Origin of the sequence: Thalassospira sp. MCCC 1A03138 (assembly GCF_002115785.1) — a bacterium.
In the GTDB taxonomy this organism is placed as follows: Bacteria; Pseudomonadota; Alphaproteobacteria; order Rhodospirillales; family Thalassospiraceae; genus Thalassospira.
Window position 1 is genome coordinate 25,203 of sequence record NZ_JFJY01000009.1, and the last position, 22,080, is coordinate 47,282.

Annotated in this window: 19 protein-coding genes; 3 read left to right on the forward strand and 16 right to left on the reverse strand. The window is 53.4% G+C overall.

The genetic code is table 11. From position 1 onward, the window contains the following. Nucleotides 1-126 precede the first annotated feature (126 nt). Nucleotides 127-834 carry an iron-sulfur cluster repair di-iron protein gene (ric, locus tag TH468_RS17145; RefSeq protein WP_085645803.1) on the reverse strand — a complete coding sequence of 236 codons (708 nt, stop codon included), beginning with the start codon at nucleotides 832-834 and terminating at the stop codon, nucleotides 127-129. Nucleotides 835-1,089: 255 nt separating this feature from the next. Between ric and TH468_RS17150 the strand changes: the two genes are divergently transcribed. The 3 genes from TH468_RS17150 to TH468_RS17160 are packed head-to-tail and all read left to right on the forward strand — an operon-like array spanning nucleotide 1,090 to nucleotide 3,710. Further along, nucleotides 1,090-1,794, forward strand: a complete 705-nt coding sequence (locus tag TH468_RS17150; RefSeq protein ID WP_246832373.1) for an SCP2 sterol-binding domain-containing protein — start codon at nucleotides 1,090-1,092, stop codon at nucleotides 1,792-1,794. Between the two features lie 24 nt (nucleotides 1,795-1,818). After that, nucleotides 1,819-2,796 carry a peptidase U32 family protein gene (locus TH468_RS17155; protein WP_085645805.1) on the forward strand — a complete coding sequence of 326 codons (978 nt, stop codon included), beginning with the start codon at nucleotides 1,819-1,821 and terminating at the stop codon, nucleotides 2,794-2,796. Then, nucleotides 2,793-3,710: a U32 family peptidase gene (locus tag TH468_RS17160; protein ID WP_085645806.1), complete on the forward strand. Its 918-nt coding sequence runs from the start codon at nucleotides 2,793-2,795 to the stop codon at nucleotides 3,708-3,710. The genes TH468_RS17155 and TH468_RS17160 overlap by 4 nt, the downstream gene beginning before the upstream one ends. A 201-nt stretch (nucleotides 3,711-3,911) precedes the next feature. Here TH468_RS17160 and TH468_RS17165 read toward each other — a convergent pair whose 3' ends face one another. The 15 genes from TH468_RS17165 to TH468_RS17235 all read right to left on the reverse strand — a co-directional run bounded on the left by TH468_RS17165 (nucleotide 3,912) and on the right by TH468_RS17235 (nucleotide 21,811). Then, nucleotides 3,912-4,901 carry an FAD:protein FMN transferase gene (locus TH468_RS17165; RefSeq protein WP_085645807.1) on the reverse strand — a complete coding sequence of 330 codons (990 nt, stop codon included), beginning with the start codon at nucleotides 4,899-4,901 and terminating at the stop codon, nucleotides 3,912-3,914. Further along, on the reverse strand, nucleotides 4,898-5,413 hold the full coding sequence (locus TH468_RS17170) for a nitrous oxide reductase accessory protein NosL (protein ID WP_085645808.1): 516 nt from the start codon (nucleotides 5,411-5,413) through the stop codon (nucleotides 4,898-4,900). The genes TH468_RS17165 and TH468_RS17170 overlap by 4 nt, the downstream gene beginning before the upstream one ends. Beyond that, nucleotides 5,410-6,234, reverse strand: coding sequence for an ABC transporter permease subunit (locus TH468_RS17175; RefSeq protein WP_085645809.1), 825 nt, complete (start codon nucleotides 6,232-6,234; stop codon nucleotides 5,410-5,412). Before TH468_RS17175 ends, TH468_RS17170 begins: the two co-directional genes overlap by 4 nt. Continuing rightward, nucleotides 6,231-7,160 carry an ABC transporter ATP-binding protein gene (locus TH468_RS17180; protein ID WP_085645810.1) on the reverse strand — a complete coding sequence of 310 codons (930 nt, stop codon included), beginning with the start codon at nucleotides 7,158-7,160 and terminating at the stop codon, nucleotides 6,231-6,233. Before TH468_RS17180 ends, TH468_RS17175 begins: the two co-directional genes overlap by 4 nt. Beyond that, complete coding sequence (locus TH468_RS17185; protein ID WP_085645811.1) at nucleotides 7,150-8,448, reverse strand: nitrous oxide reductase family maturation protein NosD; 1,299 nt, start codon at nucleotides 8,446-8,448, stop codon at nucleotides 7,150-7,152. Before TH468_RS17185 ends, TH468_RS17180 begins: the two co-directional genes overlap by 11 nt. Nucleotides 8,449-8,459: 11 nt before the next feature. After that, nucleotides 8,460-10,376 carry a TAT-dependent nitrous-oxide reductase gene (gene nosZ / locus TH468_RS17190; RefSeq protein WP_085645812.1) on the reverse strand — a complete coding sequence of 639 codons (1,917 nt, stop codon included), beginning with the start codon at nucleotides 10,374-10,376 and terminating at the stop codon, nucleotides 8,460-8,462. Between the two features lie 18 nt (nucleotides 10,377-10,394). Then, on the reverse strand, nucleotides 10,395-12,734 hold the full coding sequence (locus TH468_RS17195) for a NosR/NirI family protein (RefSeq protein ID WP_085645813.1): 2,340 nt from the start codon (nucleotides 12,732-12,734) through the stop codon (nucleotides 10,395-10,397). Between the two features lie 462 nt (nucleotides 12,735-13,196). Continuing rightward, nucleotides 13,197-14,192: an ABC transporter permease gene (locus TH468_RS17200; RefSeq protein WP_085645924.1), complete on the reverse strand. Its 996-nt coding sequence runs from the start codon at nucleotides 14,190-14,192 to the stop codon at nucleotides 13,197-13,199. Nucleotides 14,193-14,218: 26 nt separating this feature from the next. Further along, entirely contained in the window at nucleotides 14,219-14,959 is a 741-nt protein-coding gene (locus TH468_RS17205; RefSeq protein WP_085645814.1) for an ATP-binding cassette domain-containing protein, read from the reverse strand. Nucleotides 14,960-15,023: 64 nt separating this feature from the next. Next, complete coding sequence (locus TH468_RS17210) at nucleotides 15,024-16,007, reverse strand: ABC transporter permease (RefSeq protein WP_085645815.1); 984 nt, start codon at nucleotides 16,005-16,007, stop codon at nucleotides 15,024-15,026. Nucleotides 16,008-16,010: 3 nt separating this feature from the next. After that, complete coding sequence (locus tag TH468_RS17215) at nucleotides 16,011-17,528, reverse strand: sugar ABC transporter ATP-binding protein (RefSeq protein WP_085645816.1); 1,518 nt, start codon at nucleotides 17,526-17,528, stop codon at nucleotides 16,011-16,013. Between the two features lie 99 nt (nucleotides 17,529-17,627). Further along, nucleotides 17,628-18,575, reverse strand: coding sequence for a sugar-binding protein (locus tag TH468_RS17220; RefSeq protein WP_085645817.1), 948 nt, complete (start codon nucleotides 18,573-18,575; stop codon nucleotides 17,628-17,630). A gap of 134 nt (nucleotides 18,576-18,709) precedes the next feature. Next, on the reverse strand, nucleotides 18,710-19,714 hold the full coding sequence (locus TH468_RS17225; protein WP_085645818.1) for a Gfo/Idh/MocA family protein: 1,005 nt from the start codon (nucleotides 19,712-19,714) through the stop codon (nucleotides 18,710-18,712). Between the two features lie 84 nt (nucleotides 19,715-19,798). After that, nucleotides 19,799-20,794 (reverse strand): substrate-binding domain-containing protein, encoded by a 996-nt coding sequence (locus TH468_RS17230; RefSeq protein ID WP_210402259.1) that lies wholly within the window; start codon nucleotides 20,792-20,794, stop codon nucleotides 19,799-19,801. A 36-nt stretch (nucleotides 20,795-20,830) separates the two neighbouring features. After that, entirely contained in the window at nucleotides 20,831-21,811 is a 981-nt protein-coding gene (locus tag TH468_RS17235; RefSeq protein ID WP_085645819.1) for an NAD(P)-dependent oxidoreductase, read from the reverse strand. Between the last annotated feature and the right edge of the window lie 269 nt (nucleotides 21,812-22,080).

Genomic DNA, 22,080 nt, shown 5'->3' on the forward strand with positions numbered 1-22,080 from the left:
AGGCAATCATTTCCCGACTGGACGTTTCCCACCTTGACTACCGTCAAACGAAAAAAGCCCAGCACGATGGCGGGGCAGGTGGGGTCGGAAATACACGGCAGGAAGGATTAGGTTAGCCAGACAAGGCTATTCAAAACGCGGAAACAGTATTTCATTCTCAAGATGGATATGCGCCACCAGGTCCTCGACCAGCTTGGCCGTGCCGGAATAAAGCGCCCGCCATGAACCACAGACACCGTCGGGCAACGCGAAATTGTTGGTCAGCTTTTGCAGTTTATGGATGGCTTCAGCATGCTCGTCATGTTCTTCGCGCATGCAATGGATCGGCATGATCAGGGGAATTGTGCTGGCACTGTTGCGTTGCATTTCGCGCATCGCCGGGAACAGAACCATTTCCTCTTTCGCCATATGGGAATCAAGCTTCTCCGTCATTTCAAACAGCGCGTCGGCCAATCCCGTCGGGGCTTCCGGATGATCTCCGTGAACCGCCTCGACCTTGCGGGCAAGCAGGATAAGCTCGGCCAGTTCATCACGATGTGTCTGATGATACCGATCCAGAATAAAATCGATGAACGCATCGATATCATTTGGATCCGGCAAGGTCAGTGGCCCCTTGGGCAAATCGCACAATTCACGGGCAATCAGACCGGCATCCAGTCCTTTCGCACTGGCGACCTCGTCCAACGACTTGTTGCCTGAACAGCAAAATCCGATTTTATGGCGTCGTAAAATCAGGGTTGCCCCCGGAAAACTTGCGACCAGATCGCCGATCTTGCGATGGATCAGATTTGCTGAATTGGCAGGATCCTGATCATGTGTGAAATCGGATTGCATGCTGGCGGACCTCCATCCCCGGATATTGATCCAGCCAAGTTTAGGCACCTTCCCAAAAGTCACGTTGACGATGGTCAAGTAGCCCTGCCCGGAATTTTGCAATTCCCCCTGCCCGATACTGTCTTGGAAAAGCAGAACCTTTCCACCTTATCAAGAACCGTAAAAATTCCAATCTTTCAGTGATTTGACGGACATCAACACCTTAAAACCCAAACAGGACAATACTTCCGGCACCAATGTGGTCCGGAGTCCGCCGTGTCAATCAAACGCCCGTCATTTACGCCCTTTCTGCTGATGAACCCCGTCGTGCGAAATGTTCCGGCATTCGCGCTTGAACGCCTGTGCCAGCACGCCATGGCAACCATGTATCGCCGACACAAACCCGTTTTCGAACGGGTCACCGAACGTGAAACATTTGCCCTGCTCGTATGCCCGACGGACCTTGATCTCGACCTTTTCCTTGCCCTTGATCCCAAGGCCCCCGTCCTGCGCCCGGCCCATGAGGGGGATGACAATATCATCGCAGCACGGATCATCGGCCCGCTTCCGGCCCTTCTGGAACTGCTCGAAGGAAAATCCGACGGGGACGCGCTGTTTTTCTCGCGCGCATTACGAATAGAGGGCCGGACCGACCTTGTCGTTGCCCTTCGCAATGCCCTGGACGGCGAAGAAATAGACCTGCGTTCAGCCGTCATTGAAAGTTTCGGTGCATTGGGCCCGGCGGCACGTCTGGCACTGCGCGCCGCCGAAGCGGCATATCGCCAGATGCAATCGGACATGGACCGGGTTGCCGATACCCTGATTTCCCCGATTGAAAAACGTCTGGGCGGACTTGACCGGCGTCTTGGCGAACATGCGGAAAACATTTCAGGGCTTCAGAAATCAGTAAAACGTCGCACGCCCCGCACCGCTCAGACCGCGCTGGCGGGTGATGATTTCGCCCTGCCTGATCCTTCATAACCGACAAACACATACAGGGATTTCATGGAACTAGTTTGCCCGGCAGGAACCCCCGCCAGTCTGCGTGCCGCCGTCGAAGCCGGTGCGGATGTTGTATATTGCGGTTTCCGCGATGCGACCAATGCCCGCAACTTTCCGGGGCTGAATTTTTCCCGACCCGAACTCGCCAACGCCGTTACATTCGCACATAAACATGGCGTGCATGTCTATCTGGCCTGCAACACCTATCCAAAGGCCGGTTCCGAAGACATCTGGCACAAGGCCGTCGATGATGCGGTTGCAATTGGTGTTGATGCGGTCATTCTGGCCGATATCGGTTTGCTGCGCTATGCGCGCGATAAACATCCCGATGCACGCCTGCATCTGTCGGTACAGGCATCGGCCTCGAACGAGGAAGCCATTCGTTTTTACCATCGTGAATTTGGCGTGCGCCGTGTGGTTCTGCCGCGTGTCCTGTCGCTCGAAGAAATCCGGATGTTAAACCGGCGCATTTCGGTGGAAACCGAAGTTTTCGCCTTTGGGGGCATGTGTGTCATGGCCGAAGGACGCTGTTCGCTATCTTCCTATGCCACGGGGGAAAGCCCCAATATGAATGGCGTTTGTTCACCAGCAGCCCACGTCCATTACGAGGAACGCGTCGACAGTACCGTTTCCCGCCTTGGCAATTTTACAATCAATGTTTACGGCAATGATGAAAAGGTCGGATATCCCACCCTGTGCAAGGGCCGGTTCCGCGCTATGGACAAGGCCGGTTATCTGTTCGAAGAACCCACCAGTCTTGACGTCACCGCAATCCTGCCTGAACTCGCCGATGCCGGTGTAACCGCCCTTAAGATCGAAGGGCGCCAACGCGGCAAGGCCTATATCTCGCAGGTGGTCGGCGCGTTCCGCGCGTCCCTTGACCGCATTGCCAATGGGCAAACCGGTACGCGCAGTAATCTGGCCGCCCTTAGCGAAGGTCAGGCAGAGACAACAGGTGCCTATCGGAGAAGCTGGCAATGACGAAATCAAGACTGGTCATGGGCCCCATTCTTTTTCACTGGGATGAAAACCGCAAACGGGATTTCTATGCCCGCCTTGCCGATGAAATCGATGTTGATACAGTCCATGTTGGTGAAGTCGTCTGTGCCAAACGCATGCCGTTCTTTGACAAACATCTGCCCGACATCATCGAACGGCTTCAGAATGCCGGAAAGGAAGTCGTCTTCTCGACACTGGCCCTCGTGATGAATGAACGCGAGATCGCCCAGCTTCGTGAAATTGCCGAAATGCCGGACCTTCTGATCGAAGCCAACGACATATCTTCCATCGGCCTGCTTTCCGGCCGCCCGCATGTCGTCGGGCCGTACATCAATACATATAACGAAAGCACCCTGGACTACCTGATTTCCAAAGGTGCACACCGCGCATCGCTTCCCTGGGAATTGCCGATGTCATCGATTGAAGCCCTTTGCAACGCTCGGAAAACGGCCGAGATCGAAGTCCAGATATTCGGGCGTGTCCCGCTTGCCATATCAGCCCGGTGTTATTCCGCACGCGCACATGGCTTGCACAAGGACGGCTGCCGATATGTCTGTGGCGAGGCCCTTGATGGCATGGATATCGAAACGCTGGATCACACACCGTTTCTTGCCGTCAATGGTCTGCAAACCCTGTCCAGTCACTATCTGGAATTATCAACCGCTATTGATGATCTGAAAGATGCCGGTGTTAACGCCTTCCGGATTTCACCGCACACTCTTGATATGGTGCGCGTTGCCAATCTCTACCGTCGTCTGATCGATGGTGAAACCTCGTCTGACGAGGTCAGGCAATCGTTGCTGGAAATGCAAAACGATCTGGCTTTCGCGGATGCCTTCCTGCACAGCCTTCCGGGTGCGGACCTCCGGGAAACGCTTGGTTCCCGGGCTGAATAATTTTCCCCACCGCGCAAATATCCCGGTCCGGAATACAGATATGAAAAGGGCCACAGCCTGATGAACTGTGGCCCTTCGATACATTGTGCAGGGGAGTAAACAGCTCAATGTATTGACGATGGCTGGAGTATAATTGATTTGTTTTGATACTCCTTGACGGTCGTCAATCAGGACTGCCTTTGCGGGTTTTCTACCTTCTGATCACACATCAATTTCTATTTCCTGCGCCTCGCCCAAAGGCACAAGAAGGATTTTTCGAACAGGCAGATGACGCGCTGCATGCCGTATTTCGGTTTCACGCATCATCGAAAACGCGGTTGAAAACGCATCTGCATCGGTTGCAGTATCTGCAAAGACACTCACCCTTTCCCACAAGGCGGGCGAAGTTCCGCTGCGCGGGTCGATCAGATGGGTATAATTCCCGTTCAAACTGAACCTGAATCCCGAACCTGACGACGTTGCCAATGCACCATCATATATCCTGATTCCACTGGATGACTGTGCATCGTTCCCGTCAAATCTTACCGGCCATCCCGTACCGTCTATTCTGGAGCCAATCGCATATTTTTCGCCAAGGTCAACCAGCACATTCTTCATGCCGTTTCGCCGGAAAACCCCCACGACACGGTCGGTGATGTAACCCTGCGCCATACCGTTCAGCGTGACCTGCATGCCCTGCTGCGCAAAGGAAACCCGGTTCGGCTCAATCCGGATTGCCTCATATCCGATCAAGGATTTCAGCCTCCCGATTTCTGCCTGAACTGCACCTTCATCAGTCATAGCGATCTGCTGCGACAGTTCTGTTAGCCGCGCCCAAACGGTCTGGATCGTCGGATCGAATGCGCCATCGGTATGTCTGGAAATCATGGCAGCGCGCGACATCAGTTCAACAAATTCCTGTTCGGGGTTTTCGACAAATCCATCGCGATTCAAGCGCGAAATTATCGCATCCGGCCGATACAGACTGAACATGTTTTCCAGTCGTTCGATTTCCCAAAGTGCCGACGAAATCATTTCATCGGCCTGATCTTGCGAAAGGCCGTCCAGATAAATCGCGGCCTCTGCACCAAGGGCGGTTCCCTGCCAACGATGCAGCTTATCTGGCGCGGCGAAAACCTTGGGGGATGCCAAGGCGATTGATGCCGCACTGGCAAACAGGGTGATAAAGCGACGACGGTTCAAATGTGTCATGACGCACCTCCATCCGAAGGTCCAAGATCAAAAACGTAATCATCGGGGATGTTCTTGTAGTCGACAATCTGCCCCCCATGCGCGGTTACGAATAACTGAGCCGCGGCAAGGGTCCCGAATGGCACGGCTTCGCCAATTCCCATGCCGCTTGTCATGTCACTGCCGATCACGAAATGTGCGCTATCAACGGCCACCCAATTTGACGGCGGGGATTGCCAGTCGGCATAACCGGTCATGTCACTGACGTAAATGACAGCCACGTCACGGGCTTCACCGGGCATAAGCGTAAACGCAATCGCGTCACGTACCGACGGGAACCATAAAATTTCGCCATTCGATTTACGGTGCAGCTGGGCCTTTGGCCCCGGATGATCGGCAACAATCATGCCGCAGAAAAAGCCAGAAACATCGCGTGTCAGATCCTGTGGACCGGGCCGTGCGACAATCTCCTGCTCGCGGCATCCCGCAAGCAGGATCGCTCCGAAGATCACAAACGGTAAAATGGCTTTCATAACTGCTTCCTCCGAAACAGCACCACCGCCAGTATCAGCGGAACAACAACCCACATGCCGAGCGAGAGCACGGGTGCGAAACCGTTACCGATACCTTCAAGGTCCGATATCACCAGCCCGGCCGCAACCCGGACATCCTCAAAACCCGAAAGATTGATCATGCGAAATGCATCAGCCGGATTGACGGTCAGAAGCACATCGAAAACCGGTGCGCTTATGCCTTCACCGCCATCGGCAACCAACGCCCCCAAAAGCGCCATGTCATAAACGATCACCAGACAAAGCCACACACCAAACGCCAGAGCCGCCGCGGCACTCCGTTGACGGGGCATGGCACTGATGGCCAATCCAAGTGCTACAAAAGCCGCCCCCAGCACAACCGAACTCCCTATCAGAACGCCAAAGGCCATCCAGTTGGCGCTTTCAATCCCCCCGTAAACAAGGACAAGTGCCGCTGATCCGAAACCAAGAACAGTTGCCAATCCAAGGCCCAGCGTCTGGCCCAGAAACTTTCCGATAATGATGTCGGATCGCGACAGCGGATAGGTCAGCAACAAAAGCATCGTCCCGCGTTCAACCTCGCCCACCAGCGCGTCATAGGACAACAGCAACGCCATCAATGGCAGCAAAAAGACCGAAAGGCTGGCCAGACTGACGATCGTAACAGCCAGTTGATCGACGCCAACGGTGCCCGCCGGCGCACTTCCCAGAAAAGTAAGGCTAAGCGAAAACAGGACCAGCGCCGCGGTCGCGCCCAAAAACCAGCGATTGCGAATTCCGTCCCGAAATTCCTTGATTGCAATGATGACAAGTTCTCTCATGACACCACACTTTCTTTCTGGAAATGCATGTAGAGATCGCCAAGCGACGGCAACCTGATGTCAACGTCGTCAAGCTCCGGCACGGTGGCCGACAGATGCCGCAATACGTCAATCTTGCGTTCGGACGGCAAGGTCAGATCAAGACCGTGATCGTTGATCCGCTCACAACCGATCCCGTCGGGAATTTTTTCGGCACAGGCGGCCCCCATTCCCGGTCTGGTGATCAGGCGGATATGCACCGGCAGATTGGCCCGCCTGCGCAGATCATCGATGGTTCCCGATGCAATCAGTTGGCCCTTTCGCATGATCGCGATTTTGCGGGTATGGGCTTCAAGCTCCGTCAGCGCATGCGACGACAGAATGACAGTGACACCACTGTCTTCAAGTTCGCGCACGATGTCATAAAAGGCGTTGCGCAATTCAGGATCAAGGCCGGTCGTGGGCTCGTCGAGCATCAATATCCGCGGATTGCCCAGCAATGCCTGCGCAAGACCAAGACGCTGACGCATCCCTTTGGAATAATGCCCAACCCGCTTATGCGCGGCTTCGGCAAGCCCGACACGTTCAAGGATCCGTGCGCAGTCAGACACGGGATGGTGTTTCAACCGGGCAAAGAAAGCCAGCGTCTCCGCACCGCTCATGCTGTTATAAAACGCGATATTTTCTGGAAGATATCCAAGAAACCCATGCGCGTTTTTTCCACGATGGCGGGATGTGCTTTCCTCGCCAAGAATGCGGATATTTCCCTTGTCAGGACGCATAAGACCAAGGATCAGCTTGATAAGTGTCGTTTTACCCGCGCCATTATGGCCAAGTAACGCAACACTCTCGCCTGCGCCAATTTCCAATGACAGATCGTTGACCGCGTTTTGCTGATCGAACGTCTTGGTCACTTTTTCAAGCAGAATTGCAGGATCAGTCGGCATGATAGCCGTCTCCTTCAAATCGGGCGATAACCGGCGGTGCCATTAGCGGATGACTGTCAATCACGCCCCCCGGATGCAGTGCCGGAAACCGGGACTGCGCCCATTTCAAAATCTGTATTGCGGGTGCATTCAGCAAAAGCTTGGCGGATGGATGGGCCCAGACGACCTGATCAAGCATGTCATTTGGCCGATAGGCCCGATCCCCAAGACCATCACCATCCAGATCGAATGCGGCATTATCGCTCCAGTAATTTCCGCGACCGTTTTCAGACCATTCAAGCCAGCGTGTACCGACATACTTGACCTGTGTCCGGTTTCCGGAAAACGCATTGCCAACAATGACATTGCGTTCCGATCCGGCGGTAAACTGCACACCGATCCCGCAGCCCTCGAACCGGTTTCCCCGAAAATCGTTCTTGTTGGAGTTATAAATAAAAACGCACTTTTCGCCGCCACGATCCACGACATTTCCGCTAAATTCGGACTTATTGGCATAGTTCAGCAAAATGCCGTGGTCACGATCCCCGCGTGACAGGTTGTTCGTTACCTTCAAACCATCCGAAAACATCAACGCATAGCCGACCGTATTGTCAAAGGAACTGTTGTCCCGGATTTCGCTGTCATGCGTATACATGTAATGAACCGCAAAACGGACATTGCGAAATTCGTTACCGATGAACCGGTTCTGTTTGCTGGTCGTCACAAAAATACCGTCGCGGCCCTGCGATATTGCGTTCCCGATCACGACCGATCCCGGTGTATTCCAAAGCTGCACCCCATTACCACGTTCGTTTACGCGCAGGTCCTGCCGGCCGACGATGATATTGTTCCGCACGGTCGCGTTTTCCGGACCTGAAAGATAAATGCCGATCAGATTGTCACTGATCACACTGTCTTCAATGACGGCACCGTCGCCATTGGGGGTTACAAAAATCCCGCTATCCTGTGTTGATAAATCCAGTCCCGATCCCGTCACGGTAATACCGCGAAGCATTACATCCGGCCCGTCGATGGTAATCACATTGCCGGTTCCATTCCCGACAATCCGCACGTCATCGCCACCTTCAAGCGTGACCGGACGATGCAGAATGATCGGCCCGGAATAATCTCCCGGGCCGAGCAGAATCCGGTCACCGTCCTGTGCCGTGTCGACAATCTCCTGCAATCCCTTAACTGACGGGCTTGCCTCGATTTCCGACGCATGCAGCGACGAGAATGTTGCCCCCCAAACCGCCAGCGCAGATAAACCGGTTCGAATGACAGTCTTTGGACAGATGACCGGAAACATCGTGCTTATCCTTACGCCGGTTTAACCAGCATACGGCCGCGCATTTCCATATGCAGCGCATGGCAGAACCACTGGCAGTAATACCAGTGCACACCGGGTCGATCGGCCTTGAAGGTCACCGATGCCGTTGCCTGCGGTGCGACTTCCATTGCCACACCATAGTTCCCGATTGTGAACCCGTGCGTCAGGTCGTCGACATCATCGATATTGGTGATGAAAACGGTAACCTCGTCGCCCTGATTGACCTCGAACTTGTCCATGCTGAACATCGGCGCGTTGGAATACATATAGACACGCACCTTGTTGCCATCCCGAATGACAATTGAATCGCCTTCAAGATCGACACCGTCCTTTTTCGCCCAGTTGCGGGCTTCGGCAAACATCGGATCATTGCGATCCCAGAGATTGACCGGATTGACCACCGAACTATGGACAATGATGCAATCATGCGGTTCGGCAAATGTCGGACCGTCATGAACGACCTTTGGTGCATCACCGGTAATGTCAATCAGCTGATCGTTTTCCGGCTTCAGCGGACCGACATTAAGGAACCGGTCTTTCGAGAACTTGTTAAGGGAAATAAGCCATTTGCCGTCCGCATCCTTGGTTTCACCCATGGAAGTGTGGTTATGGCCCGGTTGATAATGGACATCGACCTTGGCAAGGATCGGATTGACGTCTTCACCGTTGAACTTGCGAACCGCGGCATCGATGTTCCATTTGCACATCTGACTATCAAGGAACAGGGTGGTATAAGCGTTCCCCTGACCATCAAATGCGGTATGTAACGGACCCAATCCAACCTCGGGCTCGGCCACCACAACACCGCGCGGTTCGATCCTGTTTTCGAAGCAATCTTCGAACTTGCGTACATCCAGCACGGTAACCGTCGGGGACAGCTTGCCGTTAATGACAATATGCTTGCCATCCGGTGCCGTGTTGCAACCATGCGGGCTGTTCGATACCGGCACATAACGGGTCAGCGGCGATCCTTTGCGGCCGTCAACGACCTTGACGCCGTTGATTTCCTTGTAATTGCCATTCTTGATCGCCTGTTCGATACGCTCGATCGAGAAAATGACCGCCCAGTCCTGCTCGCTTGACGTCATTTCGGCAAGCGTCACACCGTTTTCAGAGTTATAGCAGGTCGAAACCGCATATTTGCCCTGATAATCCGCATCACAGTTATCAAGGTTGCCATCAACCATCACCTGCCAGGCAACTTCCATCGTGTCGCCGTCGATTGCGGTAAAGATTGCATGATACTGCGACGGATCGTCTAGAATGGATCCGTCATTGGGAACCGGAACCCGATGTTCACCATTGGCAAAGACATAGCCTGTGCGCGGGAATTTCTGCGGGCGCAGACCATGGATATCCGACGCGTTCGGAATTTCGATGATCTTGTCACATTTCATGACGTCACAGCGAATGCGGGCAACACGCGTGTTCGCCTTGTCATTCACAAACAGGTAACGCCCGTCATAGGTGCCATCCGTGAACGACATGTGCGGATGATGCAAATCCCCGTTCAGCCAGATTTCACCCTTGTCGGCCAGATACTTTTTGGTTTCTGGCAACAGGCCTTCGGTCAGGATTTTGCGGCTTTCATTCGTCAATCCCCAACCGGTTGCACTACACCGGTTGAAGACCGGAATGCGCATCAGCTCGCGCATGGAGGGAACCCCCATAATGCGGACTTCACCCGACTGCCCGCTGCTCCAGAAGCCATAATATTCGTCAAGATCACCTGGCAAAACCTCAACCGATCCGGCAGCCGCTTTTGCAGCCGTTGGTGCAAGGATTGAACCCGCGGCAATGCCCGCAGCACCGGTTGCACCTGCAATTCCTGCCAATCCTGCCATCTTTGCCGTTCCGCCGAGCAAGCCGCGTCGGCTGATCTTATAGTTCTCTGTTTCATTCGACATAATGGAACTCCTGATATGTCACAGCTGGTTAGACGCACCGTTGTTTCCGTCCGAAGACTTCGGATTGGAACAACTTGCGCCGCATCCACCGGAGCCACAGCTCGCGGACGATGGTTTCGAATGAGAAGTCGTTTCGGTTTTCGTTTGAGGTCTGGAAGTTTTTGAACCGGATTGCAGTGCCATGCGGCGTTCAAACCGGGCCAGTTTCTGGATCATGACCGGGCAACTCTGGTCGTCGTAATACAGTTCCTGGCAATGAACGCAGTACAGGCATTCATTCGGGTCAATGTGCCCGTCAGGATGAATGGCCTGAACCATGCATTCGTTTGCGCACCGGTGGCAGGGGGAACCACAATCACGATACCGTTTCAGCCAGTCATTGACCCGGATCCGGCCAGGTATCGCCAAAGCCGCCCCCAGCGGGCAAAGGTAACGACAGTAAAACCGCTCGATGAAAAGCCCCGCGACCAACAGCAGAACCGCAAACAGGACGAACGGCCAATCGCGCATGAAGGATAGAATGATCGCCGTCTTGAACGGCTCGATCTCGGCCAGATGCTCGGCCTGATCGAACGCATGGAACGAGATTCCAAACAGAACCAGAAAGGCGATATATTTGATCGGCCAAAGGCGCTGATGCAGGCCAAAGGGAACTGCGATTTGCGGAATGCGAAGCTGTTTGGCCAGCTTGTTCAAAAGTTCCTGTAACGCTCCAAACGGGCAAAGCCACCCGCAATAGGCCCCACGCCCCCAGAATATCAGCGACGCCGCCACCGCGAACCACAGCAGGAAAATCAGCGGATCCATCAGGAAATAGGACCAGTCAAAACCCGACCCGAAGGAATTGGCAACCGTCAGGACATTGACGACCGAAAGCTGTGCATTGGCATAATATCCAATCCAGACCACGGTAAAGATCAGGAACCCGGTCCGTATCCGCTGCGTCAGTTTGCGACGGCGGACAAACCAGTCCTGGAAGAAGAACAAGCCGGTCAGAAGCAGGATTGCGCAAGACAGGATGACAATATCGACAATCCGGTTCGTCCATATCCGCTTCCAAAGCGCGTCCCGGTTTTGGGTATCGGTACCAGATTTCTGTACACCAACCTCGTTGGCTTTTTCCGAAACATTGTCCGATGCCGCCGTCGCAACATCGATCTTGCGCAGATATTTCACCGGTGGCGCATAGTCGACGCCAAATGTCGTAAAGGCCTTTTCCAAAGCGCCTAGCTGGCGCTGGACCAGAAGCTGCAAATGCCACGGCGCAGTTGGATCAAACGGCACTTCTTCCGGGATAACAAAAAGAGCAACTTCCCTGAAACGCGGCGCACCCTCGGCCGCAATTTCCCCGAGGCGCTTGTGATGTTTGTCACGGAAACGGACACTGTTATCGCCCTGTATAACCTGAATACGGTCAAACACCCCGCCGCGGACATAGCCTGAACCCTTGAAGGAATATTCACCGTTCGCCGCAACAAGCAACGCCTGCTGGCCGGGCTTCAGAACCTTCTGAAGATTGGCATATTCCGCATCGCCCAGCAGATTATGTCCGATCATCGGAATGGAAACGAGAGCGGTATATAGATCAATGAACGGGCCGTCGGTAGCGATCCTGGCTTGATCGTTGCCACTACCTTTACCTTGCCCTCTGTCGTCAGTTCCCTCGAAGGCCTGCGCAACATCGTCATGCGATAGCCACAGACGCCTAACCGACCCGTCGCCAAGCAATTCATCCCAGCTTGCCTGCCCGTCTTGCGACATATCGACGGCGAATTTGTCGCCCTTGCCGCCCGGCTGCGCCAACCCGCCCAGACCAAGTGTTCGGGCCACCTTGATTGCCGAGCGCCGAATTGAATCGTCAATCACCATGATGGTGACGGTGGCACCACTAACGATATCGTCAGGCAACGCATCCAGCTCTTCGCTGCGGGCATATTCGGCTATGTTAAAACCGGTATAGCCCGCGATGTAGTCCGTGATTTTGCTTTCAGGAATGCCAACCAGCACGATCGGTTCTTTGTGGGCAACCAGTCGTGCACCGGTAATAACACCCTGCATCGAGATGCCGACCAGAATGTCGATTGGTTTGCCGGAATAACCAACCGAATTGGCCCAGTCGCTATTTAGGAAAATGTAACCAAGCTGGTTACTGCCGCTATAGACGGGAACAAGATGATCTGTTGTTTGCTCCTCGCCGATATGATCGGCTCCGGGCATGATGCTTACAGCATCAAGCGACACGACATAATCGTCAAGCGTCCCGGCAAAACTGCTGGTGAACGCAAGCCCCCAACTGATGACTGCCAGCAGAAGCAGGCGCAAGCCCGATAACGAAAATGATCCAGATACAACAACCACGGCACGTCCCCACCAAACTGATGTTCCGTAATCTGAACACCAGTGAGAGGGACCTTATCGGATCCGGAAACGCCATCACTTGACTCAGGTCATGTCAAAATTGCGAAATCGCAATTGCCTGATAGCTTGTCGTTTTATCTACGCAAAAACGTCATTTTTGATCACGCTCTCTAAAATTGATGATTTCGAAACTTCAATACCAAACGACATCCGGGACGAGAGCGGTCAAAATGAATGGGGTGGTACGTGCAAGTGCCGTTAAGCTCATATCATAAAGCTATGTAACCCCGAATTATGACAATTCGGGTGATTGCTGCATCAGTCTGATTTTATGCGGGATGATGAGGGGGCGATGGAGCAGTGATTACGCTTTGTAAACACTGTCAGGTGCCGCAAAAGATGACAAAAACCTGCGGAATTGGCAGAGAAGGTGACATTTCTCTAATGGTACTTTTGTTAAGTCTACGACTTTCTCTGCCTAAAGCGATCAAACGCCACGGCAATCACGATGAACGATCCAACAAACGTTCCCTGCCAGAACGTGCTGATACCCAGCAAAATCAGACTATTGCGGATCACTTCAATCAATAATGCACCGACCACAGCACCAAATGCAGTACCTCCTCCACCTGCAAGATTGGCACCGCCAATGACAGCGGCGGCAATGACAGTCAACTCCATGGCCTGACCAAGATTGGTCGTAACCCCACCGAGCCAGCCAACTTCCAGAACCCCGGTAATACCTGCCATCAGGGCTGAAAACATATAAACGCTGACTTTGATGCGCGCGACGGGAATGCCGGTCAGAACTGCCGCGTTTTCATTCCCGCCAATCGCGAACAAGTGCTGGCCCCAACGTAAATGCCGGAACGCGAAAGCCGTCAGGCATGCCAGAATCACCATGATGATCAACGGATGAGGAAGGCCAAGCGTCGAACCGCCACCAAGCCACAACAAAAAGTCATGATCCGGACCGAACTCATAGATCATTTTGTTGTCAGAAAGCACCATCGCCAAACTGCGTGCGACCGACAGCATGCCGAGCGTGACCACGAATGGCGGCATTCCCGCATAGGCAATCAGCACACCATTGACCGCCCCCACAAGCAGCGAGATACCAAGTGCGGCAAGACAACCGAGCCAAAATGGCATTCCAGCCGACATGATAACGCTAACCGTCATCGCAGAGATCACTAGCGTAGAGCCAACAGAAAGGTCGATCCCGCCGGAGGCAATGACGGCTGTCATGCCAAGGGCGATAATCCCGACAAACGCAAAGTTGCGGGTCACGTTAAAAAGGTTGCGCTCGGTTGCGAAACTATCGGTAAGGAGCGTCAATGCCAGGCAGGCAAATACAGCCGCCATAAACACCCAGAAAATCTGCTGACTTGTGATCCGCGCGATCAATCCGTGATGTTGAGAACGATTGATGACTTCTGCAAGAGTTGGCGTTGCCATATTCATTGTTCCTTTTTCATGTCCACTCATGCATGCTCAATCGCGCCAGTGATCAGGCCTGTAATTTCTTCTGGCGATGAATCAGAAGCTTTCTTGTCCGCAACAAGTTCTCCGCGCCGCAAGACAACAACCTTGTCTGCGACCTCAAAGACATCCGGCATCCGGTGGCTGATCAGAACAACAGAAATACCGTGATCACTAAGCTGCCGGATAAGGTTCAGGACTTCCGCCACCTGCCGAACGGAGATCGCAGCCGTGGGTTCGTCCATCAGAACGATCTTGGCGTCACTTAAAAGGGTGCGTGCAATCGCAACCGCCTGACGTTGCCCGCCAGACATTTTGTGTACCAGATCACGTGGACGGGTTTCCGATTTCAAACGCGCAAAAAGCTCGGCGGATTTGCTGCGCATGAAGGCATAATCAACAACCTTAATCGGCCCGATCCTGCGGGTCGGCTCACGTCCCAAAAACACATTCGACGCTGCACTCAGATTGTTGCAAATCGCCAGATCCTGATAGACGACCTCGATACCGGCTTTCTGCGCATCCAACGGCTTGTGAAACGCCACTTTCTGATCGGAAACAAGGATATCACCCGACGTCGGCGCAAAGTTCCCCGCAATCACCTTGACCAAGGTGGATTTCCCAGCCCCGTTATCGCCCATAAGCCCGACTACTTCGCCCGGCGCAATGGCAAGGGACACGTTATCGAGTGCCTGTATGGCGCCATAACGTTTGGATATGTTTTTAAGTTCAAGCACATTCATGAACACCCCCCTTCCCTGCGGGTTCACTTAACGTGATAACAAGCAGACGGTTTTCTTTTGTGATTTATGGCTTTTGCAGCAAGCCCAACGCTCTCTCGGTATTTTTTCTGGTGCGATACGACGCAAATTGCTGATCTGCCAGAACACCCAGCAAAATCACGGCGCCCATTACTGCGAAATTCAGCGATGACGGAATTCCCAGCAAATTCACCAGGTTCTGCAGTTCTTGTAGCAACACAGCCCCAAGAACGATCCCGATGACCGAACCTTCGCCCCCGCGTAAGGAACATCCGCCCAGCACAGCCGCAGCAATTGCATACAGCTCGTAAAAGTTACCGTGTGAAGACGGTTGGACTGACTTGGTGAACATTGCGAAATATATTGCCGCGATGGATGCGAGCACGGCACAGATCACATACGCCATCACGGTGACGAAACGGGTGTTTATCCCTGAAAAGCGCGCGGCTTCCTCGTTTTTGCCTACCGCACAAAGGTGACGACCAAAAACGGTGTGATGCAAAACAACCCACATCACCGCCGCCACAATCAGCATCGCAAGGAATGAGTGCGGGACGCCGAAACTCCGCCCGATTGTAAGCCATTCCAGTTGAGGATAGCTGGAACCAAAAGGAAATCCTGCAGTGGATTCCGCTGTGTATCCACGTGCGATGCCGCGATAAATCAAAAGCCCACACAAGGTAACGACAAATGGCTGCAGCCTGAATCGTGTAATCAGAATACCGTGCGCCAGCCCGATCAGAACACCAAGGCCTATGATGATCGCCATGGCTAGCGGCCAGGGAACGCCAAACTTACCGACCATGTCGACGAATAACACACCAAGCAACGCGATCACCGATCCGACCGAAAGATCAATACCGCCGGTCATGATGACAAACCCTTGCCCAATGGCAAACAGGCCAAACAGGCCAATCAGATTTGCGGTATTGCCAAGGTTGATGGGCGACAGAAATAGCGGGTTGCGCATATAAACGATTGCGCCAACCACGATAATCAGAATGCCAAGACCAATATCTTTTTTTTGCATTTCTCAGGCCTCTTCCAGCACTTTACCGACAGCAAGATTGAGCACATTGCTCTCGGAAAAGCGAAAGCGCGGCAATTCCCCTGTAATCAACCCGTCTTTCATCACGACAATCCTGTCTGAAACCCCGATTACTTCTTCCATATCGCTCGATATCATCATCACCCCTACTCCGCGGTCGGCCAGTGATCGCATCAATCCATAAATCTCGGCTTTTGCACCGACATCGATCCCCCGTGTCGGCTCATCGAAAATGATGACTTTCGGATCCATGGACAGCCATTTTGCCAGAACGACTTTTTGCTGGTTGCCACCAGACATTTCATTGGCAACCCGGCGAACATCATGTGTCTTGATCGCCAATGTAGTCCGCTGCGCTTCTGCAACCGCGATCTGACGTTTCCGGGAAACAAGCCCGCATGATGTGAACGCCTGCAAGTTGGCCATCGTGACATTTTCCAAGATCGGAAACTCAAGGATCAACCCGGCCCGCTTGCGGTCTTCCGGCACAAGATAAAGCCCTGCTGCGATGGCATCGGCCGGGCTATTGATCTCGACCTTTCTGCCATCAATCAGAATTTCTCCGCCAAGCTTGTCACTGGCACCAAATATTGCCTCGGCCAACTCTGTGCGACCTGCCCCGATCAAGCCCGCCACGCCAAGGATTTCGCCAGCCATCACATCAAAACCGGCAGTGCGATCAGGCTTGCTTTTGATCGCAAAGTTTTTGACAGACAGAATGGGTTTGGTCGCAGGCACCGACGGTGGCGTGTAAAGTGCCTTGAGCTCCCGTCCGATCATCATGCGAATCATCGCATCATGCGTGACCGCGTCGCGCTCAAGCTCCCCGACATTTCGACCATCACGCAGCACAACCGCGCGATCAACGCATTCCTCCACCTCGCTCAGGCGGTGTGAAATATAGACAACTGCAATCCCTTGCGCCTTAAGGTCGGCAATGACCTTAAGCAGCATGTTGGTTTCAGAAAGTGTGAGGCTTGACGTCGGCTCATCCATGATGACCAACCGCGCATTCATCGCCAAGGCCTTGGCGATTTCAAGCAACTGACGTTCCGCCAGGGACAATGTGGAAACCGGTGTTTCCGGCTTGAATGGCGCGCCAACACGCTCGATGAGCGGCTCCGCCATTTTATTCATGGCTTTGCGATCGGTCAGCCTAAGAGGACCTCGCACCACCTCCCGACCGAGGAAGATGTTTGCGGAAACATCCATGTTGTCGAAAACATTCAGTTCCTGATGGACGAACGCGATCCCCGCTTGTTGGGATTGTTTGACGTCAAACGCGTCGTACTGCTGACCATCAAGGATAATTTTCCCGGATGTCGGGGTAATCAACCCTCCAAGAATCTTCATCAGGGTTGACTTTCCGGCCCCGTTTTCACCAAGAAGCCCAACAACTTCTCCTGCTTGGATCTGCAATGAAACATCATTAAGGGCCACCACACCGGGATAAACCTTGGTGACGCCTTCAAGTCGCAGATCAAGCCCATGCACTGCACTCATATACTCGGCTCCCCAATGTCCATTCGACATCGTTGGAAAGGTGCGAGCGGGCGCACTCGCAGATTTCGTGCGTCCGCTCGCTAGGCAGGGGGAAGAAAATTACCCGCCTATTCTTTCCTTAACGACGGCCTCGAACTCATCAACATTGGATTTGTCGATTACCTGCGTCGGCACGATGATCAATCCATCTGCCGGCACCTTCGACTTATCGCCCTCAAGATAATCCGCCATCAGGTGCATGCCCTGATAGCCCCACTGGTACGGGTCCTGAACAACCGTGCCAGCAAAGCTGCCTTCGCGCACTGCGCCAAGCGTTACAGGGTCTTCATCAAAGGCAATAACGGTCACCTGCCCCAGTTTGCCAGCGGCCTGCAATGCTTCGTAAATTTTGGGCGGGTTGTAGGAATAGAACCCGACCATGCAATCAATGTCAGGATTTGCCGCAAGCACGTCATCGACGTTTGAACGCGCACGCGCAAAGTCGACATCATCACCACGCACATCGACAAGCTCGATACCGCTGCCTTCAACCGCCTGACGGAAACCGGCGATACGCTCAATCGCGTTGTCGGCACCAAGGAAACCGACAAAGCCCATGCATTTACCGCCATCTGACAGTGCTTTCACGGCAATTTCACCGGCCTGGACGCCTGCCGCAACGTTGGATGATCCAAGATAGGCGATGCGATCACTTTGCGGGGCATCACTGTCGGTCGTAAAGAGCGGCACCTGGGCTGCGATGCGATTGAACGCGTCGATAGAGTTCTTTGGATCTGCCGACGAAATCATGATCGCATCAGTCCCCCCGGCGACCAGATCATCCATCAGCGCATTCTGCAGGGCTGCCGTTCCCTGTGCAGGATACCGGAATTGCAGCTCATACCCGGGTAGTTCTGCCTGTGCTGCCTCGACCCCGGCTTCTGCAAGTTTCCAAAAGTCCGAAGCAGCATTCACCACGAATGCAAGCTGCTGCTTTTCTTCTGCTAACGCCCCGCCAGCCAGAACCATTGACAGGCCGAGGGTTGCGAATGTTGTTGCAAATTTCATGCGTTTAATCCTCCCGATTAACAATCCGCACGACTGTATTTATAAATTATCCGTGCGGCTCATAATTAATAATATCATTAATAATTTTGGATCAAGCGTTTTTCACCTAGGGTTGGGTAAGTTGATGACTTTAATCACAGATTAATCCACGTTTTTTGCTCTTCGCTCGCAAAAACCGCATCAAGAACACGCATGGAGGCAATCGAATCCTCGATGCCGTATGGCAAGGTTGCCCCTGTCAAAATGGCCTGCGCGAACCTTTCCGCCTGTTCGGTATACTGATCACACGCTGGCAGGATCTCGCAGCCAGCCAGACCACCATCCGGGCTCTCGCCCGCATCGACAATCAGGGCGGTTTCCTTATCCGCAGGCGCGTTGTACGGAATCATGATTTCAGCCCGCGCCTTCGTACCAAACACGTTTAAGGTCTGATACGGGCACAACTGCGTTGAAACCATGAATGACAATTGACGACCGCCCCCGAAATCCGCAACAACACTGGCCATGCGATCGGTTCTGAACCCGGGATCACGGTCGATCAGCGCCATGACGCGCAGGGGCTCGACCTCGAACAGGAACCGCCCTGCTGTGATGGGATAACACCCGATATCCATGATGGCACCACCACCGGCCTCTGGCCTGTTGCGAATATCCTGCCCATCATTGTTAAAGTAACTGAATGCCGCCTGGATCGCCCGCACCTCCCCAAGCTCACCGCTTCTGACCATCTCGCGGACACGTATCCATTGCGGGTGGTAGCGCACCATAAAGGCCTCTGCGACCAATACATTTTTCGGACACGCACGCAGTCGCTCTGCATCGCACGCACTTAATCCGATCGGCTTCTCGCACAGCACATGCTTCCCGGCCCGCACCGCAGCCAGCGTCCAGTCGACATGCATGTGATTTGGCAACGGGTTGTAAATCGCGTCAATTTCCGGATCCGCAATCAACGCCTCGTAAGACGCGTAAGATTTTTGAATACCAAGATCATTGGCCACCCTTGCTGATCGCCCTGCATTGCGCGATGCAATCCCCAACACATTCGATGAGGGGGATTTTTTGATTGCCGGAATAACTTTCTCCACACCGATTTTGGCTGTCGAAAGAATGCCCCAGTTGATTTTTGAATTTATCACGTCGTCTTCCGCCCCATGTGAGTCCGGATAAAAATCGAGCCGGATCTGATCAACAAATCCGGCTCAGCTCATCAAGGAATGGTATTAGTTATCCGCGCAAAAACCCGGATCCGACTGATTGCAAACATCCAGCCCCGTATAGAGCGGATCATCTACCTTTTTGCCATTGATCAGTTCGATCATCACGTCAGGCGCCCGATACCCCATTTCAAACGGACGCTGACCAACCTGCGCATGACTGCGCCCGTCGCGGAATGCCTGGGTCTGCGGGGGAAGTGTATCGCCTGCAATCAGGATCAATTCCTTGGACTTCAGCCGATCCATGACCTGATCGGTAACCTGGGCGTAGGCCTGTGGCGCGAACTGCGCCCACCCCCCAATCAGAATGAAGGCATCAAGATCGGGATTTGCCGTAAAGGTATCCGCCATCTGCTGGTTGGCAAGATCCACCTGATCATTGGTAAAGACCGGACAACCTTCGATTTCCGTCCAGCCATTGCTACTCGCAAGGCGCTCGGTCCCTTTTGCCCCGGAAATCGTGTCGCGGAAGCCAGCGGCGCGTGCGTTGATATTGTCTGCCGCAACGTTCCCCAGCTGCAAACATACCGAGCCCCCATCCGGCTTAAGCATCATGGCTTCTTCGGCCATTTTTACCCCCATCAGATAGTTATCGGTTCCGAGATAGGTCGCGCGCAAATCGCGATCTTTTTCAAGAAAATCTGCATCAATGGTCATCACCGGAACATTCGGGTTGATCTGACGAATTCGGTTTGCCATTGCCGGCGCATTTGACGGCGAAATTGCGATTGCAGCAACACCGCGGGTCAGCAGATCATCGACAATCTGGACTTCACCCGCCTCATCAGCACTGGATGCAGGCCCGGTATACAAACACTCATATTCAGACTCCATGTTCTCCGACATCCACTTCTGGCAACCCAGATTGATTTGTTCGAAGAACGGGTTATCCAAGCCTTTAACCACAATGGCCAATGTCTTTTTCCCATCGGCATTTGCAGCGCCAACACCTGTCGCAAAAATCAGCGCAGATGTGAGAGTTAATAACATTTTATGTTTCACGTTTAGCTCTCCCTAGTTGGTCTGGCCCGGAACTGATCACCCCGGATACCAGATTTTCCGAGGATCGCTCGGGCTTCTCTCATACGCCCAGGCCCGCTCGATCATCTCCTCGAAATCTACTTGCGGCCGCCAACCTAATGCGTGCCGCGCCTTGGTGTTATCAAGCCAGTTGCTGTGAAACGGTGTGGGAATTTCCACTGGTTCCATGTCACGCGTACGCACCAGATAATCTGCCACCTTCGCGTAATCGACCGGCTCATCCATAGAGATATTGAAAAGTTCCTGCATCGCCGCAGGATGATCGAGGGCTGCCATCAAGGCTGCAACCAGGTCATCGACATGAACAAAGTTGCGCTTAAGAGGCGCGCAAGTTCTGTCGCGCATCAACGGCACAAAATTGCCCTCTGCAAGGCGCGAAGCCTTTTCTGCGCTGATCAAGTCGCTCCAGATCGGGCCACCAAACTGGTCAGAACCGAACGACAGCGCATACCTGAAATCGTCTTTTTCCATGATCCAGGGCGCACGCAAAACGGTGCCATTCAGGCCATACTGGATCTGGTATTGCTCTATCATTACCTCTTCGAGCACCTTGGTCAGCGCATAGCAGCCGCTATAAGCCTGCCTCGGGGAGGTTTCTGTGATTGGCGCCGGATATTCCTTGAAAATATGCCCGACAGAGCAATCCCCGCCAATCAGAACAAACTGCTTTAGGCTCGGCGACTGGCGCGCAGCCTCCAGAAGCAGGAACATTCCCTTGATCGCAACATCAATGACCAGATCGGGGCTTTCTTTCACCGCGGCCATATGAAGAACGTGGGTGACACCATCCATCGCGTGCGCAACAGCATCCGGGCTGGACAGAGACCCCGTAATAACCTCCACCCGCTCACTCGTCTCGATCCTGCGGTTGTGGCATAGCGCCACAACCTTGGCCGATGAGTATCTTTGGTTATCAAGAAATGCGGCCAGAAATGCCTTTCCAACCTTTCCCGTTGCACCCGTGATCAAAATATTCATTAATTATCCTCCCTATTGAATTAATAATATTAATTAATAATATGGAGTCAAGTAACCTCAGGATAGAATGTCGATATAAATTCAACCGGAAGACTGATTACTAATTATGCTGCAGGCGCGGCAGACGGCTTGTCTTGATCGGCTTGAAAAGGTATTACCAATGTCGGCTTGGTGGTTTTAGGTGTTCGCCAACCCGTTCAATTCTAAAGGTGAAAACGCTGTCTATCCTTCGTTTTTGCACCATCTGACGCAATCACTGCAAAATATCG

Bases quoted from the DNA above. Each gene is read 5' to 3' on its own strand.
- TH468_RS17155 (WP_085645805.1), top strand. From the start codon at position 1,819: ATGGAACTAGTTTGCCCGGCAGGAACCCCCGCCAGTCTGCGTGCCGCC.
- TH468_RS17200 (WP_085645924.1), bottom strand. From the start codon at position 14,192: ATGGCAACGCCAACTCTTGCAGAAGTCATCAATCGTTCTCAACATCAC.
- TH468_RS17165 (WP_085645807.1), bottom strand. From the start codon at position 4,901: ATGACACATTTGAACCGTCGTCGCTTTATCACCCTGTTTGCCAGTGCG.
- TH468_RS17215 (WP_085645816.1), bottom strand. From the start codon at position 17,528: ATGAGTGCAGTGCATGGGCTTGATCTGCGACTTGAAGGCGTCACCAAG.
- TH468_RS17180 (WP_085645810.1), bottom strand. From the start codon at position 7,160: ATGCCGACTGATCCTGCAATTCTGCTTGAAAAAGTGACCAAGACGTTC.
- ric (WP_085645803.1), bottom strand. From the start codon at position 834: ATGCAATCCGATTTCACACATGATCAGGATCCTGCCAATTCAGCAAAT.
- nosZ (WP_085645812.1), bottom strand. From the start codon at position 10,376: ATGTCGAATGAAACAGAGAACTATAAGATCAGCCGACGCGGCTTGCTC.
- TH468_RS17220 (WP_085645817.1), bottom strand. From the start codon at position 18,575: ATGAAATTTGCAACAACATTCGCAACCCTCGGCCTGTCAATGGTTCTG.
- TH468_RS17235 (WP_085645819.1), bottom strand. From the start codon at position 21,811: ATGAATATTTTGATCACGGGTGCAACGGGAAAGGTTGGAAAGGCATTT.
- TH468_RS17185 (WP_085645811.1), bottom strand. From the start codon at position 8,448: ATGTTTCCGGTCATCTGTCCAAAGACTGTCATTCGAACCGGTTTATCT.
- TH468_RS17160 (WP_085645806.1), top strand. From the start codon at position 2,793: ATGACGAAATCAAGACTGGTCATGGGCCCCATTCTTTTTCACTGGGAT.
- TH468_RS17170 (WP_085645808.1), bottom strand. From the start codon at position 5,413: ATGAAAGCCATTTTACCGTTTGTGATCTTCGGAGCGATCCTGCTTGCG.
- TH468_RS17210 (WP_085645815.1), bottom strand. From the start codon at position 16,007: ATGCAAAAAAAAGATATTGGTCTTGGCATTCTGATTATCGTGGTTGGC.
- TH468_RS17175 (WP_085645809.1), bottom strand. From the start codon at position 6,234: ATGAGAGAACTTGTCATCATTGCAATCAAGGAATTTCGGGACGGAATT.
- TH468_RS17205 (WP_085645814.1), bottom strand. From the start codon at position 14,959: ATGAATGTGCTTGAACTTAAAAACATATCCAAACGTTATGGCGCCATA.